This window comes from Sorangium sp. So ce295, assembly GCF_051527405.1.
Lineage (GTDB): Bacteria > Myxococcota_A > Polyangia > Polyangiales > Polyangiaceae > Sorangium > Sorangium cellulosum_B.
Map to the genome: position 1 here is coordinate 6,658,642 of NZ_CP150324.1, position 17,082 is coordinate 6,675,723.

Sequence of the window (17,082 nt, forward strand, 5' to 3'; positions counted from 1 at the left end):
GAGGAACCGATGCTCACCCTCCTCGCGAAGATCCTCGCGTTCTCCGTCCGCCATCGCTGGCTCGTGGTGGTCCTCACGCTCGCGGTCGGAGCGCTCGGCGTCTACAACTTCAACCGTCTGCCGATCGACGCGGTGCCCGACATCACCAACGTCCAGGTGCAGATCAACACCTCGGTCAAGGCGCTGTCGCCCGTCGAGGTCGAGCGGCGCGTCACCTTCCCCATCGAGTGGGCGATGGGCGGCATCCCCAGCGTCGAGCAGGTCCGGTCGCTCTCGCGTTACGGCCTGTCGCAGGTGACCGTCATCTTCAAGGACGGCACCGACATCTTCTGGGCGCGCCAGCTCGTGGGCGAGCGCCTCGCGGCGGCCAAGGAGAGCCTGCCGCCCGGCCTCGGCGAGCCGCAGATGGGCCCGATCGCGACCGGGCTCGGCGAGATCTACATGTGGACGCTCGAGGCCTCGCCCGAGGCCCGGCGGCCCGACGGCAAACCTTACGAGCTCACCGATCTGCGCACCATCCAGGACTGGATCGTGCGCCCGCAGCTCCGCACGGTGCCAGGCGTCACGGAGATCAACTCGATCGGCGGCTACGAGCAACTCTACCAGGTGTCGCCCGATCCGGCGAAGCTCGTCGGCTACGGCCTGTCGTTCCGCGACGTGCTGGAGGCCGTCGCGAGCAACAACGCCAACGCAGGCGGCGGCTACATCGAGCACAAGGGCGAGCAGTACCTGATCCGCGCGACCGGGCTCGTTCAAGGCGAGAACGACATCCGTCGCATCCTCGTCGGCCATCACGACGGGGTTCCGATCCGCGTCGGGGACGTCGCCGAGGTGGGCGTAGGCCGTGAGCTCCGCACCGGCGCCGCGACCGAGGACGGGCGCGAGGTCGTCATCGGCACCGCCATCATGCTCGTCGGCGAGAACAGCCGGTCCGTCTCGCAGCGCGTGAGCGAGCGGATGCAGTCGGTCAACAAGTCGCTCCCTGAGGGGGTCACGGCCAAGACCGTCTACGACCGCACCTACCTCGTCGACGCGACCTTGAGCACCGTGCAGAGGAGCCTGCTCGAGGGCGCGGCGCTGGTCGTCGTCGTCCTGTTCCTCCTGCTCGGCAACGTTCGCGCCGCGCTCATCGCCGCCCTCGCCATCCCCTTCTCGATGCTCATCGCCATCACCGGCATGGTCGAGGGCAAGATCAGCGGAAACCTGATGAGCCTCGGGGCGATCGACTTCGGCCTCATCGTCGACGGCTCGGTGATCATCGTCGAGAACTGCGTCCGGCGCTTCGCCGAGGAGCAACACCGGCTCGGGCGGGTGCTCACCCGCGAGGAGCGGATCGAGCTGGCCTACGAGGCCTCGCAGGAGGTCCGGAAGGCGACGATCTTCGGTGAGATCATCATCGCTATCGTCTACCTGCCGATCCTGACGCTCACGGGCATCGAGGGGAAGATGTTCCGGCCGATGGCGGAGACGGTGGTCCTCGCGCTCGCCGGCGCGACGATCCTGTCGATGACGTTCATCCCCGCGCTCGTGGCGCTCCTCCTGACCGGCAAGGTGTCCGAGAAAGAGAACTTCCTCTTCCGGCACGCGAAGCGCAGCTACGAGTGGATCATCGGCTGGGCCCTCGTCCACCGCAGCACGGTGGTGCTCGGCGCGATTGCCCTGCTCGCTGTCTCGGGGCTCGTCGCGACGCGGCTCGGCAGCGAGTTCGCGCCCAAGCTGAGCGAGGGCGCCCTCGCGCTCCAGCCGGCGAGGATCCCGTCCATCGGGATCACCACGAGCGTCGAGATGCAGATGCAGCTCGAGCGCGTGCTCAAGGAGCGGTTCCCCGACGAGATCGAGCACATCTTCGCCCGGACCGGGACGGCCGAGGTCGCGACCGATCCGATGGGCCCGAACGTCTCCGACACCTACCTGATGCTGAAGCCGCGAAACGAGTGGAAGAAAGCGAAGACGCAGGAGGAGCTCGCGGAGGCGATCGAGGAGGTGATCAAGGACCTGCCCGGGCAGAATTACGAGTTCAGTCAGCCCATCGAGCTCCGGTTCAACGAGCTCATCTCGGGCGTGCGGAGCGACGTCGCGGTCAAGGTCTTCGGCGATGACCTCGACGTCATGCTCAAGCAGGCGCAGAAGATCGGCGGCATCCTCGGAAAGACGCCGGGCGCCGCCGACGTCAAGGTCGAGCAGGTCACCGGGCTGCCGGTGCTCACGATCGACGTCGACCGGGACGCCGCCGCCCGCTACGGGCTCAACATCGCCGACGTGCAGGCGGTGATCGAGGCGGCGGTCGGGGGCATCAGCGCAGGCGAGGTGTTCGAGGGAGACAAGCGCTTCGAGCTCGTCATCCGCCTCCCCGACGCGATCCGCGGTGATATTCGCGCGCTTCAGAATCTGCCCGTTCCGCTCCCGGAAGCGGACCGCCCGGAAGCCGCCACGCGAACCGTCTCGGCGACGGACCGGCCGGAGGAGCACGCGGCGTTCGTTCCGCTCGGCTCGGTGGCGAAGATCGCCGTCGAGGAGGGGCCCAACCAGGTGAGCCGGGAGAACGGCAAACGCCGGGTCGTTGTGCAGGCGAACGTGCGCGGGCGGGATCTCGGGAGCTTCGTGGCCGAGGCGCAGCAGCGGATCGACGCGGAGGTGAAGCTCCCGGCCGGCTACTGGACCGCGTGGGGCGGGCAGTTCGAGAACCTCATCGCTGCACGCCAGCGGCTTGCCCTGGTCGTGCCCGTCGCGCTCGGGCTCATCTTCGGGTTGCTCTTCCTTTCCTTCGGGACGCTGAAGAACGCCTTGCTCATCTTCACCGGTGTCCCGCTCGCGCTGACCGGAGGCATCTTCGCGCTCTGGATCCGCGGGCTGCCCGTCTCGATCTCCGCGGCCATCGGGTTCATCGCCCTCTCGGGCGTCGCCGTGCTCAACGGCCTGGTGATGGTGACCTTCATCGAGAACATGCGCCAGCAGGGCGAGTCGCTCGACGATGCCGTGTTCCACGGCTCGATCGCGCGGCTCCGCCCCGTGCTCATGACGGCGCTCGTCGCGGCCCTCGGCTTCGTCCCGATGGCGCTCGCGACCGGCACCGGCTCCGAGGTGCAGCGGCCGCTCGCGACGGTCGTGATCGGGGGCATCATCTCGTCGACGGCCCTCACGCTGCTGATCCTGCCGACCCTCTACCGCTTGTTCCATGCGAGAGAGGCGACTGCCGTCGCAGCGCCTCCCCTACCCGAACGCATCATCGAGAAAGGAGATCCCCATGCTTGAACAACATCGTTATCCCCTCGTGCTGGCAGCCATCGTCGCCATGGCGTCCGCCGCGAGCGCCGTCGGCTGTGGCGGCGACAACTGCCACGAGGGCGAGGAATGCGAGGAGGGCGAGGGAGGCGGGCACGAGGGCGCCGGCGGGGCCGGTGGTGGCAGCGAGACGGGGATGGCCCGCCCCTCACGCTAGTCAGGAAGGGCTTCGAGCATGGAGCGCACCGGTGGACGAGCCAGCCCACGACCGCGCCGCGACGCGGGTGGCGCGCGTCGCGTGAGGGAGACGGAACGCCGGGCGCTTCTGCCGGGCGGGAAGGAAGCTGGGGTATGAGGTCGATGAACGTTCGTACCGCACGGATCTGGCAGCTCGCGCTCGTCCTCGGAACGTCGGCGAGCTGCGCGGGCGACCCGGAGGTGGAGATCGTGGAGGGCACAGCGATCGACCATGGCGAAGCGCTCTTCACCGACGCCGGAGTCACGGACGCATCGTTCAACCGAACCACCTGCGCCACGTGCCATGCGCGTAGGGCGGGCGAGACCGACCTCATCCTCCCGGGCGCTCCCCTCGCCGGCGTGGTGAGTCGCCCGTCCTACTGGGGTGGCAAGGAGATCGAGCTGCTGCGCTCGATCAACCACTGCCTGTACTACTTCATGCTCCAGAGCGACCCTTGGACCAGCGACAACCCGGAGGCGATGGCCATGTACGCTTACCTCGAGTCGTTGACCGAGGGGCCCGCTGGAGAGCAGGAGGTGCCGTTCACGGTCGTCGTCGCTGTCACCAATCCTCCGGCAGGCGACGCGGCTCGGGGGGCAGCGACCTACGCTCGCGCGTGCGCCAACTGCCATGGGGCGGTCGGCACAGGCGCGGGCAAGCTTGTCAAGGACGCGTCCACGCTCCCCGGAGAGTGGCTCGACGACCACCCGCTCGAGGAGTACACGCCGCTCGAGCGGCGCCTCGTGTTCGTAGAAAAGGTGCGCCACGGCGGCTTTCTTGGCTATGGCGGCGAGATGCCGCCCTTCTCGCTGGAGAAGCTGACCGATCAGGACCTCGGCGACCTGCTGGAGCTGTTGGGCGTGCCGTGAGACACAATGGAAAGGAGATCTCGAATGAATCGATTTCGATGGTTGTCGCTCGTCCTGTTCGTCTCGCTTGGCTCCGCCGCGGTGGTCGCGGGGTGCGGCGACAAGAACAAGACCGAGTCGAAGGATGCCAAGGGGCACGACCACAAGGAGGGTGACGGCCACGATCACAAGGAGGGAGACGGCCACGACCACAAGGAGGGAGACGGCCACAAACACTGAATCGTTGCTCATAAACCGTCCAGAACAAGGGCCTATAATCCTCCGCCCCGACCGGCACCAGGCCGGCTCAACCGCCGTCGAGGGCGACTCGTCTACGCCTGGGACGGCGCTCTCCTGACACCGCGCCCTCAGCGCTCGTCCCGTGCTTCCCATCCCGGCTGCGATGCACAATGGATCGGCGCCGGGGGGCACCCATGTCGCTCGCGCTCGGCATTTTTCTTCTCGTGCTCGCGGTCGTACTGGGCGGGCTCCTGGCGGTGCTTCGCGGCTGGGACAGCGGCATCATGCCTGCGATGCGGACGTTCGCGGTCGTTGCCGCGGCGTCGATCGCGCTGCTCCACCTTCTGCCCGAGGCGCTCGGCGAGCTGGGCTGGCGCGCGCTGCTGCCGGCTGCGGCCGGATTGCTGGCGCCGATGGTGATGGAGCACCTCGTGGTCGGGGAGGACTGTGTCGATCATGCACCGAGGATGGCGCGCGCGCTGGGGTACGCGGCGGTGCTCGTGCACCAATTTGGCGATGGCGCGGCCGTCGCATCGCTCGCCCGGGCCGGGCTGCTGTCCACGCCGGTCGTGCTGGCTCTCGCAGCGCACACGGTGCCGCTCGCCATGGTGGTCTGCCTGCTGACGCGCGACACCAGAGCGGGGGCCGATGGCCTGCGCGTCGCGTGCGCTGCGCTCACAGGCATTGCGCTCGCCACCGTCCTCGGTGCCCTGACGCCGCGGCTCATCGGCGAGCAACGCTTCGAGAGCGCCGAACCCTGGGTGCTCGCCACGATCGCAGGGCTCCTCGTCCACGCAGTGTCGCATGAGGCGATCGCGAGCCGCGCGGAGACGCCCGCGAGCCGCGCCGGCGAGGCCGCAGGAGGGCTGCTCGGCCTGGCGCTCGGGGTGCTAGGCGTCGACGAGGAGGCGTGGGTGCGACGTTTGCCGTCCGGATTCGGTGTCGCTGGGCTGGTCCTCCTGGCGGCGCTCGTGCTGCTGCGCAGCTACGGCCCCCGGCGCGCCGCGCAGCCTCGCCTCTGAGCAGCAGCCGCGCGTGAACCGCAGGGCCGCGCTTGGGCTGCACACGCCGGCCCGACCTGACCACGCGCCTTCTGGCGGCGCCCGGTGCCGAGGGTGATGAGGCGAGCCGCGATGCCCACATGCGTCACCGTCTTCACGAGACATTCCGTCTCGCCAACCATGGTGTTGCGAGCTTCTCGTGACATCGACCCTTGCGGTCGGGTGGACCGTTCACGACATGACCGCGGTACTGGAGGGGTTGGGGCCTGGGACAGGCATGTCTCAGGAGCGTTGAACCGGCGATGCCCGCCTGGAGATCACGCTGTCACCATCGCCACGGATTCCCGCTGTGACACCCATATGGCGGGCGGCTGCCATAGTAACCACCGAAGGGCGGGCGGCTGCCATAGTAACCACCGAAGGGCTGGCGGCCACCGCCACCGTAGTAACCGCCGCCCCAGCCCCAAGGGTCGTTGTAGCCGCTTCCCCAGGGCCGGCGACCGGGGTAGCTAGGCCTACAGCCTCCGCCTGGACGCCCCCAGCTGCGCGCCCCGCTCGTCACGGTCAGCCCGCTTCCGTCCCTCTCCCCACCGTACTGCTCCGACGTCGGTCCCGACGCTTCTAGACCGGCCAGGTCGGCGTCACCATCGTCCGCATCCCCGGCTTCGACGGCGCACCCCGTTGCCAGAGCAGTCATCATCGTTGCAGCTCCCATGATCCACTTGCTCATCGGCTCCTCCTCTGTCGCCCTGGAGTGGTCTTGGTCCCCAGCGCGATCCAGCCCTGCATCGAGAGCGAAGCGTGTGCCGTAGGTCTGTGTGCATGTGTTGCCGCAAAAGGCCCACACAGGAAGACCAAAACCGTACGAATCAGGAGATGCGCGGCGAGACAAAGGACATTGAGCCGGCAGAACCACCGGGTAGTGGCCGATCCGCCTCGATGCCAGCCTCCTCGGTGCGGGCCTGAGCAGCACGCCCAGCACGCGGGCCGTGCCGCCCTGGAGCCCGCAGCGCGGAGGCGGACCATGGCGATGGAGGACGATCTGCAGCAGCATGCCGAGCCCGATCGCGACGAAACCGTTCACCGGCTCTTCCGGCAGGTTCATGAAGCGCGCCTGGCCGGCCGTGGCTCCGACGACCGTTGTCGCCCCGGCGGCGGCGACAACGGTAGAGCATGCGTTGATAGCGATCTCTGACATGCGCCCGAAGGGCCACGCGACCGGCGCTCAGGACCCCGCGGTGGTGGGCGCGTCGCGAGGCACGCACGGGACGCCGCGCTCGGTGTCCTGCGGACCGGGCGCAGGATGCGCGACCGTTCGAGACGCGCGCCTCGGTCGCCCGGTGGCCGTGCTCGCTCCGGCCGGGAGCGTTGGCTCGTAACCGATGAGGCGCGCCGAGTTGAACACGACGAGGAGCGTGCTCAGGTTGTGGAGCACCGCCGCGATGAACGGGTTGAGCGCGCCCATCGCCCCGACCACCAGGCCCCCTGCGTTGACGCCCAGCGCGATGCCGTAGTTCTGGCGGATGACGTTCAGCGCCTGGCGGCTGAGCCGCAGCGTCGTGACGACGCCGGCGATGTTGTCGGCCGCCAGCGCGATGTCCGCCGCCTCGATGGCGACGTCGGAGCCGGCCGTGCCCATGGCGATCCCGACGTCGGCCAGCGCGAGCGCCGGCGCGTCATTGATGCCGTCGCCCACCATCGCGACGTGGAACCCCGCCGCCTTCAGGTCGCGGATCCACTCGTACTTCTGCTCGGGCAGCAGCTGGGCACGCCACTCCGTGAGCCCTACGGCGCCGGCGACCGCGCGGGCTGACTCCTCGATGTCCCCGGTCAGCATCGCGATCCGCTGCACGCCCTCCCGGCGGAGCTGCGCCAGCGACGACGCCACGTCCGGACGGATCTTGTCGCGCACGCCGATCAGCCCGATGAGGCGACCCTGGTGGGCGACGTACATCTCGGTCTCGCCCTCGGCAGCGTGCTCCGCGTAACGGGCCTCGGCCTCGGCAGACACCGCGATGTCGAACTGCTGCATGAGCCGGCGGTTGCCCACCAGCACGATGTTGTTCTGCCAGTCGGCGCGCATCCCCCGCCCGACCAGGATCTCACATGCGTCGTGGGGCTGGACCGTGATCTCGCGCTCGGCCGCGTGGCCCACCACCGCGAGCGCCAGCGGGTGCTGGGAGTGCAGCTCGCCGGTCGCCGCGAGCGAGAGGACCTGCTCGGCGGTGTAGTCGTCCACGAGCGAGATCACCCGCTGCACGGAGGGAATTCCCTGCGTCAGTGTCCCCGTCTTGTCGAAAACGATCACATCCAGCTTCGCCGCGGCCTCGAGGTGGGTGCCGCCCTTGATGAGCACACCGCGGCGCGCTCCGTTCCCGATCGCCGCGCTCACCGCGGTGGGCGTGGCGAGACCCGCCGCGCACGGGCATGCGATCAGCAGCATGGTCAGCGCCCTGGTCGCGTCGCCCGTCAAGGCGAGGACTGCAATGGACATGGCGAACGAGGCAGGAACGAACCGTCTGGAGAACCGCTCCCCCACGGTGTGAATAGGGGCTTGCAGCTCGCGCGCCTGTTCCACGCGCTGGATGAGGCGCCCGACGGCCGTATCGCTGCCGACCCGTTCGACACGCGCCCGCAGGCCGCCGGACAGGAGCACGGTCCCAGCGTAGACGGGATTTCCGCTCATCTTCATCACGGGGACGCTCTCGCCAGTGATGGGAGCCTCGTTGATCGTGGCCTGGCCCTCCACGATGACGCCGTCGACCGGAATGCGCTTGCCCGCATAGACCGCGATCACGTCTCCTGGCTGGAGCTCCGCTACGGGGCGGCGCACTTCCTGCTCACCGAGGACTTGCCAGATCTCCTCGTCCGGCATCTCGAGAAGATCGCGGATCGCTCGCTCCGTGCGCCTCAACGTCAGCGCCTGCAGGTACTCGCCCAGGTTGAGGAGCCAGAGCACGGTCAGCGCGGTGACGTTCTCGCGCAACAGGAGGCTGGCGATCGTCGCCGACCCGACGAGCGTATCCGTGTTCATCCCGGTCTGGCCCGAGATCGTGCGCCACCACCCCTTCAGGAAGGAGTACCCCGAGATCAGCGTGGCGGCGATATTGATGCCGCCGATGATCGGATTCGACGCCAGCGCGCCGGCGCCGAGCGCGAGCCTCTTGATGCCGAGGCCGAGGAGGACCGAGCCGCCGAGGACGAGGTTACGCACCTGTGCGTCGAGATCCCCGTGCTCGTGGTCTTCGTGCTGGTGATGCCCGCCTCCCTGGCGCGCCTCGCGTGTGGCCGCCCGCTGCTCCTGCCACAGCCGGTAGGCGTCGTGGTCCAGCGGGGGAGACAAGAGGGCGGCGCGAAGCTTCGCCTGGATACCGGTGGGGGTGAGCCCGGGATCGCAGCGCAGAAGCAGGCGCCCCGTCACGGGATTGGCCTGAACCTCCTCAATGCCTGCTTCTTCCTGAAGCGCAGACTCGACGGCGGCGGCATAGCGGGGATTGTTCTTCAGGCCCCGCGCCTCCCACCGCATCCGCCCCCCGACCACGGAGCGCAGACGCAAGCGAGCGTCCCGCGTCGTGCTGGGAGGGTCTGAGCTCGCTCCAGCAAGGCTCACGCGCCTGCCCGCTGGTGTGCGTGGGCATGGTCATGAGCATGCCCGTTCTCGCCCGAGGCCGGCTCGGACACATCGCCAAGCTCAGCCTTTGCTTCGGCGACGATGTCCTGCAGCTCCTCGCGGAGCCCCTCCACGATGCCCGTGAGCTCCCGTTGCGTAACAATGCCGCCCTTGACGATGAGAAGCACCAAGGGACGCACCGCGCGCCTTACGAGAGGGGCGAGGAGCGCGCCAGCGGCGAGGCTCGAGAGGGCGACGAACAGCTTCGATTGAGCCAATTGCAGCGACATCAGGGGTGCCTTTCATTCGGCAGGTAGCCGTTTACCAGAACACCGCCGTTCGGCTTGAGCTGAGAAATAGCTGTTGCCGCTCGCTCTGCAAGCCGTTCACCGAAGATAGTTTCCCCATCCTCGTCGTCCTTGAGACCATCCTGATTGAGCCGCGTTTCCAGCGCTTCAACGCGTCGATGGGGAGAGCGACGCGGTCGCGGGAGTCACACATGAGCGGGTGACGGAGCGTGTGAACTCAGCTTCGGAGCGCGCCTGGAAGCGCGCATGTTCATCCAAACACTCCCATATCGCGCAGCGCCCGGCGCCCCGCTGGCGTCTCCAACGGAGCGCGCCTGCCGGGCTCGGCTGCCGCGGCGCGCGCCGCGGTCCTGCGTCGCCGAAACCACCCAGTCGAGCCACCTCGCTGCCGCTCCCCGCCGATGTAAGGACTGCGGTACCATCGCCAGCGTGACGAACTCGACCGACTGCATCCTGCTGGATCGCGCCACCTCGGGGCGCAAGATCGTTGCCGCAGCGCTCGCTGCCGCGGCGCTCGCGATTCCCGCTCCCGCCTCTGCGAACGGACGCTTCCCCGCCGCGGGCCTGATCGCTGTCGATCCGTCCGACCCCTCTCACGTCATCGTGCGCGCCACGTACGGCGTCCTTTCAACGCGTGACGCGGGTCAGACGTGGAGCTGGATGTGCGAGGCCGCGGTCGGGTACGGCGGGTACGAAGATCCCATGATTGCCATCCTGGCGGATGGCACGCTCATCGCGGGCCTTTTCGATGGGCTCAGCGCCTCGAGGGACGACGGTTGCGGTTGGTCGTTCGCCGGGGGTGGGCTCGCCGACCGCTACGTCATCGATCTATCTGCCGAGCGGGCGGACCCGTCGAAGGCCGTGCTGGTGACCAGCACCGGGATCGGCAGCGGTCAGTTCCTGACGCAGCTCTGGGAGTCGAGCGACAACGGCGGCACCTGGGCGCAGGCGGGCGTCGACCTGCCTCAGGAGTTCCTCGCGCTCACCGTCGACGTCGCCCCTTCGGAGCCGTCGCGGGTGGTTGTCAGCGGTCGCTTCGGCGCTCCAGGCTATCCCGGCGCCCTGCTGCGGACCCTGGACCGAGGGCAGACCTGGGAGCGCTTCGACATTCCAGGCAGCGATGACAAGCACCTACCGTACCTGAGCGCGATCGACCCGAGCGATGCCGACGTCCTTTACGTCCGGCTCGACGGCGAGCCGACGGACAGTTTGCTCGTCTCGAAGGACGGCGGTGCGACGTTCATGCCGGTGTTCGACGGCCAGGGCAGCCTGTCCGGTTTCGCGCTCTCGCCGGACGGCGCGACCGTGCTTGTCGGCGGTGAACAAGACGGCGTCTGGCGCGGACCGACGAGCACCTTGACCTTCGAGAAGGTCAGCTCCTTGGGCGTCCGGTGCATGACGTGGGTCGACGCGGGCGTGTTCGCCTGCGCCGACGAGTTCGCCGACGGCTTCACCGTCGGCGTGTCCCAGGACGAAGGAAGCAGCTTCGCTCCGATGATGCATCTGAGCAGCCTCTGCGGTCCGCTCGAGTGCGGTCCAGAGACCAGCGTCGGTTCGCTCTGCCCACCGCTCTGGGGAGCCACGAAGCTCACGATCGGCGCGGAGGACTGCGGAGCCAGCAGCGCGAGCGGCGCGACGTCGGGCCCGGGGCCCTCGCCGGGAGGAGTGGACGATGGTGGCTGCGCGTGCCGCAGCAAGGCGATAGCAGGAGCCGGCAGGGAGAATGGGTGGCTCGTCGTGACGATCGCCAGCGCGTTCGCAGGCGCGCTCCGGTTCAGGCGCCGCGAGCCGTCGGTGCGCGCCCGCGCGGCGGTGCGCCGAGGCCACGGGCGATGACGCCGGCGATGGGGTGAGCCCCGAGCGCCTGCTCGGCAAGATGGGCGCGCTCCCGCGAGCCCTGGCTCACGAGCCGCCTCCACCGACCCGCGCGATGGCGTCCGGATAGATGCCGACCTCGGTCGACGTGAGGGTCTCCAGCGTCACCGCATCGAGCCGAAGCACGCTCCCTGGTTTCTCATGGTCACCCTCACAGACGAGGAACACGACGGAGCCCTGCACCTCGACCACGTGGGGCGCGACGCACTCGTCGTTGGAGAAGGAGCGCCGCGATACCTCGACGTTGCCGTTGGCTGTGTCGATGAGGAGCAGCTCGTCCGGCGTCTGCGTCGGAACGTAGAGGCGAGCGCCGTCCGGTGTCCAGCCCGAGAAGAACGGCGCACCCTGGGTGGACAGGGTACGGTCGGCCTGTATCGCGCCCGAGGCGACATCGAAGAAGCGCACGTCCTTGGAGACCGTGTTGCCGATCGCGATGGTGTCGCCATCGGGCGAGAGCACGGCCGAGTAAGGGCCGTACGAGGGGCTGCCCACACGACCGGCCGCGCTGCTGACAGAAACGCGTTCGAGGACCGAGCCCCCGTCCAGGTCGACGACGGCGAGCGCGTCCTCGCCGTAACAAGCGACGTAAGCGCGCGCGCCGTCTGGCCTGGACAGCGCGACGCCATGCGGCGCAGCGCAGACGGGGATGCGCTTCGGATCGGGCGCACCAAGGGGGAGCACCTGGTCGGGATCGATGACGGCCAAGGTCGCCCGGGCAGCGTCGACGTCGCCCTGGCTGGCGAGCACGCGGGGGAGGTCGAAGTGGGAGACCACGAGGCGCCTGCCATCTTCCGAAACGACAATGTCGCCGGGGTTCGAATCCACGCGCACCTGTCCGAGAATGCGGAGGTCGTCCAGCGAGAGCTTCTGCACGTAGCCGCTCTGGGTGCTGGACCCATGCTGCGCGTGGGGTCCGGTGGCCGCCAGGACCGGATAGGACAGCGCGATGAACACCTCGGTCCCAGCCTTGCTCACGGTGACGTGGTGCGGGCCGTCGACGCCCACGGGATCGCGGCCCACCGGGAGCTGCGCGAAGCGCTCGCCGGTGCCCAGGTCGATGAGGGAGACGGTGTCGGAGAGGCTGTCGGTGACGAGCCCCATCCCGCCTGCGGGAATCGCCACGCTCGTGCGGCCGTCGGGGTAGGCTCGCCCTTCATAGGGCTCGTAGTCGTACTGTGTCACCGTCTCCGGCGCGCATCCGGCCGCGAGCGCCGCCGCCGCGAGCGTGCGCATGTTTCGGCTCATGGCGTGCTCAAGGCGAGATGGTGAATTGCATGGCGGCTCCGGCGACCGGGCCGTCGTCCGGTCCGACCCGGTTCTGTTCGAAGATCGCGGAGACAAGCTCCAGCGTGATCGGCACGCCCACGGCGGCCATCTCGTCCCAGGCCTCCTGGGACGGCGTGAACTCCTGCTGGCTCGTGAGCACGCGCAGGAGCTTGGTGCCCGCCTCGTCGGAGAACACGACGAACGTCGCCGTCCCGCTGTAGGGGTCTCCGTGGGCGAGCGCCCGTCGCGGTCCGCCGAGGAGATCGCCCAGGCCCCCCAGGAAGCCCGCGGCGGCGCTCGGGCGCGCAACGTCGAGGCCCGCCCAGCGATCGGTCGCCGGCGCCTCGCGCACCGCTGTCGCGCCGAAGCTCCAGCGGAACGTCGCGGGCTCGCCGCGGGCCAATACCGCGCCGCTCGCCGGCTCTGCGACGACCGGCGCGCGGGAAGGTACATCCGCCTCGCCTCGCTGCTCCAGGGCCTGGACGAAGGCGACGAGCGTCTCGTCCGTCACCTTGCCCTCCAGAGCGACGTCCGCGTAGCCGGACGGCGGACCCGCCGCCGGATCGTCCGACCCCGAGCAGGCGTAGATGGCGACGGACGCGAGGGGCACCCACTGCAGCCAGCGAAATCTCATGCGTTCCTCCAGTTCGCTCCAGCGATCAAGCGGACCGACCGGCGCGCCCCCCACCTCGACCGGCGCGGAGCAAGCGGAGGCCATTGAATACCACGAGCAGGCTCGCCCCCATGTCGGCGAACACGGCCATCCACAGCGTCGCCTCCCCGAGCAGGGCGAGCGCGAAGAACACCGCCTTGATCCCGAGCGCGATCGCGATGTTCATGCCGAGGATCGTCGCCGTCCTCCGGCTCAGCTCGATGAACTCGGGGAGCCTGCGGAGGTCGTCCTCCATCAGCGCGACGTCGGCGGTCTCGATGGCGGTATCGGTCCCCGCGGCCCCCATGGCGAAGCCGATCGAAGCCTTGGCGAGCGCAGGGGCATCGTTGATCCCATCGCCCACCATCCCTGTGGCGCCATGACGGCTGACCAGCTCGTCGATGGCCTTCACCTTGTCCTCGGGGAGGAGGTTGCCGCGGACGTCGTCGATGCCCACGGCCTTCGCGATCGCGGCGCCCGTCCGGGCGTTGTCCCCCGTGATCATCACCGTCTTCACGCCGAGCTCATGGAGCCGCCGCACGGCCTCGACGCTCGTCTCCCGCGGTGTGTCGGCGACAGCGATCACGCCGAGGGCTCTCTCCTCGGTCATGAGCACCACCGCGGTCTTTCCCTCGTCCTCCAGCCGCTCGAGCGCCGACTCCACCTCGGCGTTGCAGGCGCCTCGTTCCTCGGCAAGGCGATGGTTGCCGATGTAGTAGCTCCGGCCATCGACCTCCGCCCTGGCGCCGCGGCCGGTGATCGACACAAAGTCGCGCGCCGGGCGGAGCTCGTTCGGGCTCGCCGAGCCGTGGGTCCACTTCTTCACGATCGCTCGCGCGACCGGGTGCTCGGAGGGCGCGTCCACGCTGGCCGCGATCGCCAGCACTTCCTCTGCCGGCATGCCATCGAGCGGGACGACATCGGTGACCTCGGGGCGGCCGTGCGTCAGGGTCCCCGTCTTGTCGAGCGCTACCACCCGGAGCTTGTGCCCTGCCTCGAGGTAGGCCCCCCCCTTCACCAGGATCCCGTGTCGAGCAGCGGCAGCGAGTCCGCTCACCACCGTCACCGGCGTGGAGATCACGAGCGCGCAGGGGCACGCGATGACCAGGAGCACCAGCGCCCGGTACAGCCAGGGGCGAAAGGGGGCATCGAAGGCGAGCGGGGGCAGGGCAGCCACGACGATCGCCAGGACCACGACCACCGGGGTGTAATACCGGGAAAACCGATCGACGAAGCGCTGGGCTGGCGCGCGCTCCGCCTGGGCCTCCTGGACGGAGCGGACGATGCGGTCGAGCGTGGTGTTGCCCCTGTTCGCCGTCACCTCGAACTCGATCGCGCCGAGCTCGTTCACCGTCCCCGCGAAGACCGGGTCCCCGGGATCTTTCTGCACCGGGATCGATTCACCCGTGATCGGTGCCTGGTTCACCGTGGACCGCCCCGAGACCACCTTGCCGTCGAGGGGGACGCGTTCTCCGGGACTGACCCGCGCCACCTCGCCGACGGCGACGGAAGCGGCCTGGACCTCGACCCAGCGCCCGCCCCGTTTCACGGTCGCCCTCTCCGGGGTCATCTCCATCAGCCCGCGGATGGCATTGCGCGCCCGGTCGAGGGAGTACGCCTCGATGAGCTCGGCCAGCGCGAAGAGGAAGGTGACCATGGCCGCCTCGGGCCACTGGCCGATGAGCACTGCGCCGACGATGGCCACGGTCATCAGGAAGTTGATGTTGAGGGTGAGGGTCCGGACGGCGACGATGCCCTTCTTCAGGGTCTCCCGCCCGCCGGTGAGCAACGAGAGGACGGCGAGCGCGATCACCGCGGGGGAGCTCTCCCGTCCCGTCGTCCACGCGACCGCCTCGGCCGTGAACGCTGCGGCGCCCGAAATTCCAAGCAGCGCCTTGGCCCAGAGCGAGGCGCTCTCGGGTCCGGCGGGCGCCTTCGAGACCGCGGAGGGCCCGACGACCAGCGCGGGCGCCATCCCGATCTCCTGGAGGGCCGCAACGATCGGGCGCTCGTCATCGAGCCGGTGCTTCACCGTGAGCTCGCGTTGCATCAGGTCGAACCCCAGCCCGGTGACGCCCTCGACGCGCTGGAGCCGCCTGCGGATGAGCTGCTCCTCCGTCGGGCAATCCATCTTGTCGATGGTGAACTTCGCCTCCTTCGCGTCGTCGACGGGCTGGGCGCTCATTTGCGTGTCCAAGGTGTTCATGACGCCTCCGCAGGCGTATGATGAGCATCGCGCCGCGAGAGGAACAGAAAAAGTTGGACAGAACTGTCGAGCGTGCGCTCACAGCAGGAAGGCAGGCGGTGTGCCGCGACGACTCTGCCAGAGCCCGCATCCGCGCGCTGCAGGGCGAGCACGGCCGCGCGCTCGTCCAGGTCGGGCGTGAACGTCATCGAACGTTTCCATCGGGCGACAACGTCACGCCCCGTCTTGGGGGGCTCGCATCGGACAGGCATCGTCACCCTTCAGCCGGCGCCCACGGGGCGCTCCGACGGTGCGAGCAGAGCCGCGCGGATCCACGAGGCGGGCGGCACCCCATGAAACCCGCTCTCGTCGGCATACACGCGGCATTGAAGACCGTAGTCAGTCCGCCCCTCCACGTCGCCTTCTACGTCGCGCCCGTCGACCCGGACCGAGGGCGAGCCGAGGAAACGGAGGCGGTGCGCTGCCTCCTCGCTCTCTACCTGGACGACGTGAAGATCCACCGCGACGCCAGCCCCCTCGCTCACCTCCCGCACGCGATCCACTGCCGCCTGCCCGTGGGGGCAGGACGCGAAGTATAGAACCTCGACGATGCGCTGCTTCATGGCTCCGTCCGTGCTTCATAGCCAAGCGCTTCGATCGCTCGCACGTAGACCTCGGGGCGTTCGGCGCTCGGTTCGTAGTCGATCCGAACGACCTTCGCGGGGACATCGAGCCGCATCTCTCGCAAGCCGCCCACCTCTGCGAGGGCCTTGCGGACCGGACCGGCGCACGCTTCGCAGTCGATGCCATCGACATAGACCACGACGGAGCGGAATAGGGTGTCTGTTGAGCTGGCCTGGCCTGGGCCGAACGAAGGCGCAAGCCGCGCGAGCACTGGAGGCGACGCCGCAGCGACGAGCACGATCGCCGACGTAAGCCAGAGCGCACGCCGACCACGGTGCGTGCTTGCCGCCGAGCACACGCACGCATCCGTGCGACGAGGCCGATAGGACAGAACGAATGCCACGGCGAGCAGGGCCACCATCACGCCGAGGAGCAGCCCGCGGTAGGCAGCGAGCGCCGCGAGAGCGCCGGCCCCGCCGACGCCAAGCAGGGCGAGCAGCAGCGGGCCGAGGCAACAGGAAGAGGCACCGACAGTCGCCAGCACGGCGCCCACCAGGGAGTACCGGGCTACGCGACGGCTTGACGACGCAGCGGGATCCACATCCATATTTTAGTACCTTCTAACATACGTGTCCCTAGAAACCCGCGCGCTGGGATGGCGCACCAGCGAGCTCGGCGACTCGCTGCTGCAGGTTTTTTGCACGGCGGGGGCCAGGACCCCTACCACTTCGAGCGCGCTGGCGAGCGCGCCGGAGCGCTAACCGTATGTTTTTTGCACGGCTGCCGCCAAGACCCCGATGAGCCCGCGGCCGCGACCTGGGCACCGACGCCGAAGAGGCTCCGACCTTGTCGCCTCGCCGGAGCAGGTGGTGCGCGCACGTCCTCGACTCCGACGAGTCGGCCCTACCGCGGGCGTCCTGGTCCGGAAGCCTTCAGCTTGTGGCCGTGAGCGTCGAGGAGAACTGGGGGGTCGTGCGCGCCATCTTCGGGGGCGAGGGGCGACCGGAGCTCGT

General features: G+C 69.0%; 15 protein-coding genes. 7 read left to right on the top strand and 8 right to left on the bottom strand.

Annotation, left to right across the window (positions count from 1 at the left end; genetic code table 11):
- The first annotated feature begins 9 nt into the window (after window positions 1-9).
- From WMF11_RS25125 to WMF11_RS25150, 6 genes are all read left to right on the top strand, one after another.
- Window positions 10-3,252 (top strand): efflux RND transporter permease subunit, encoded by a 3,243-nt coding sequence (locus tag WMF11_RS25125; RefSeq protein WP_437979168.1) that lies wholly within the window; start codon window positions 10-12, stop codon window positions 3,250-3,252.
- Window positions 3,245-3,439, top strand: a complete 195-nt coding sequence (locus WMF11_RS25130; RefSeq protein ID WP_437979169.1) for a hypothetical protein — start codon at window positions 3,245-3,247, stop codon at window positions 3,437-3,439. Before WMF11_RS25125 ends, WMF11_RS25130 begins: the two co-directional genes overlap by 8 nt.
- Window positions 3,440-3,582: 143 nt before the next feature.
- The gene (locus WMF11_RS25135; RefSeq protein ID WP_437979170.1) at window positions 3,583-4,329 is read left to right on the top strand and encodes a c-type cytochrome; all 747 of its coding nucleotides are present in this window, start codon (window positions 3,583-3,585) and stop codon (window positions 4,327-4,329) included.
- 24 nt (window positions 4,330-4,353) lie between these two features.
- Window positions 4,354-4,548, top strand: a complete 195-nt coding sequence (locus WMF11_RS25140) for a hypothetical protein (protein WP_437979171.1) — start codon at window positions 4,354-4,356, stop codon at window positions 4,546-4,548.
- A gap of 194 nt (window positions 4,549-4,742) precedes the next feature.
- Window positions 4,743-5,570: a hypothetical protein gene (locus WMF11_RS25145; protein WP_437979172.1), complete on the top strand. Its 828-nt coding sequence runs from the start codon at window positions 4,743-4,745 to the stop codon at window positions 5,568-5,570.
- Window positions 5,571-6,573: 1,003 nt separating this feature from the next.
- Complete coding sequence (locus WMF11_RS25150) at window positions 6,574-6,744, top strand: hypothetical protein (RefSeq protein WP_437979173.1); 171 nt, start codon at window positions 6,574-6,576, stop codon at window positions 6,742-6,744.
- Between the two features lie 30 nt (window positions 6,745-6,774).
- On the opposite strand, the gene WMF11_RS25155 is transcribed toward WMF11_RS25150, so the two are convergent.
- Both WMF11_RS25155 and WMF11_RS25160 read right to left on the bottom strand, forming a co-directional pair.
- Window positions 6,775-8,970: a heavy metal translocating P-type ATPase gene (locus tag WMF11_RS25155; RefSeq protein WP_437979174.1), complete on the bottom strand. Its 2,196-nt coding sequence runs from the start codon at window positions 8,968-8,970 to the stop codon at window positions 6,775-6,777.
- A 185-nt stretch (window positions 8,971-9,155) separates the two neighbouring features.
- Window positions 9,156-9,449, bottom strand: a complete 294-nt coding sequence (locus WMF11_RS25160; RefSeq protein ID WP_437979175.1) for a DUF5132 domain-containing protein — start codon at window positions 9,447-9,449, stop codon at window positions 9,156-9,158.
- A 447-nt stretch (window positions 9,450-9,896) separates the two neighbouring features.
- Here WMF11_RS25160 and WMF11_RS25165 point away from each other — a divergent pair, with 447 nt between their 5' ends.
- Entirely contained in the window at window positions 9,897-11,303 is a 1,407-nt protein-coding gene (locus tag WMF11_RS25165; RefSeq protein WP_437979176.1) for a WD40/YVTN/BNR-like repeat-containing protein, read from the top strand.
- Window positions 11,304-11,369: 66 nt separating this feature from the next.
- Here WMF11_RS25165 and WMF11_RS25170 read toward each other — a convergent pair whose 3' ends face one another.
- From WMF11_RS25170 to WMF11_RS25195, 6 genes are all read right to left on the bottom strand, one after another.
- Window positions 11,370-12,587, bottom strand: coding sequence for a YncE family protein (locus tag WMF11_RS25170; protein ID WP_437979177.1), 1,218 nt, complete (start codon window positions 12,585-12,587; stop codon window positions 11,370-11,372).
- 7 nt (window positions 12,588-12,594) lie between these two features.
- On the bottom strand, window positions 12,595-13,242 hold the full coding sequence (locus WMF11_RS25175) for a hypothetical protein (protein ID WP_437979178.1): 648 nt from the start codon (window positions 13,240-13,242) through the stop codon (window positions 12,595-12,597).
- A 25-nt stretch (window positions 13,243-13,267) separates the two neighbouring features.
- A complete protein-coding gene (locus WMF11_RS25180; protein ID WP_437979179.1) occupies window positions 13,268-15,445 on the bottom strand; it encodes a heavy metal translocating P-type ATPase in 2,178 nt (725 codons plus the stop codon).
- 17 nt (window positions 15,446-15,462) lie between these two features.
- Complete coding sequence (locus WMF11_RS25185) at window positions 15,463-15,654, bottom strand: hypothetical protein (protein WP_437979180.1); 192 nt, start codon at window positions 15,652-15,654, stop codon at window positions 15,463-15,465.
- A gap of 72 nt (window positions 15,655-15,726) precedes the next feature.
- Window positions 15,727-16,068, bottom strand: a complete 342-nt coding sequence (locus tag WMF11_RS25190; protein ID WP_437979181.1) for a DF family (seleno)protein — start codon at window positions 16,066-16,068, stop codon at window positions 15,727-15,729.
- The gene (locus WMF11_RS25195) at window positions 16,065-16,676 is read right to left on the bottom strand and encodes a heavy-metal-associated domain-containing protein (RefSeq protein WP_437979182.1); all 612 of its coding nucleotides are present in this window, start codon (window positions 16,674-16,676) and stop codon (window positions 16,065-16,067) included. The genes WMF11_RS25190 and WMF11_RS25195 overlap by 4 nt, the downstream gene beginning before the upstream one ends.
- Between the last annotated feature and the right edge of the window lie 406 nt (window positions 16,677-17,082).

Coding starts and splice junctions, on each gene's coding strand:
- WMF11_RS25125 (WP_437979168.1), top strand. CDS start 10: ATGCTCACCCTCCTCGCGAAGATCCTCGCGTTCTCCGTCCGCCATCGC.
- WMF11_RS25130 (WP_437979169.1), top strand. CDS start 3,245: ATGCTTGAACAACATCGTTATCCCCTCGTGCTGGCAGCCATCGTCGCC.
- WMF11_RS25135 (WP_437979170.1), top strand. CDS start 3,583: ATGAACGTTCGTACCGCACGGATCTGGCAGCTCGCGCTCGTCCTCGGA.
- WMF11_RS25140 (WP_437979171.1), top strand. CDS start 4,354: ATGAATCGATTTCGATGGTTGTCGCTCGTCCTGTTCGTCTCGCTTGGC.
- WMF11_RS25145 (WP_437979172.1), top strand. CDS start 4,743: ATGTCGCTCGCGCTCGGCATTTTTCTTCTCGTGCTCGCGGTCGTACTG.
- WMF11_RS25150 (WP_437979173.1), top strand. CDS start 6,574: ATGGCGATGGAGGACGATCTGCAGCAGCATGCCGAGCCCGATCGCGAC.
- WMF11_RS25160 (WP_437979175.1), bottom strand. CDS start 9,449: ATGTCGCTGCAATTGGCTCAATCGAAGCTGTTCGTCGCCCTCTCGAGC.
- WMF11_RS25170 (WP_437979177.1), bottom strand. CDS start 12,587: ATGAGCCGAAACATGCGCACGCTCGCGGCGGCGGCGCTCGCGGCCGGA.
- WMF11_RS25175 (WP_437979178.1), bottom strand. CDS start 13,242: ATGAGATTTCGCTGGCTGCAGTGGGTGCCCCTCGCGTCCGTCGCCATC.
- WMF11_RS25180 (WP_437979179.1), bottom strand. CDS start 15,445: ATGAGCGCCCAGCCCGTCGACGACGCGAAGGAGGCGAAGTTCACCATC.
- WMF11_RS25185 (WP_437979180.1), bottom strand. CDS start 15,654: ATGACGTTCACGCCCGACCTGGACGAGCGCGCGGCCGTGCTCGCCCTG.
- WMF11_RS25190 (WP_437979181.1), bottom strand. CDS start 16,068: ATGAAGCAGCGCATCGTCGAGGTTCTATACTTCGCGTCCTGCCCCCAC.
- WMF11_RS25195 (WP_437979182.1), bottom strand. CDS start 16,676: ATGGATGTGGATCCCGCTGCGTCGTCAAGCCGTCGCGTAGCCCGGTAC.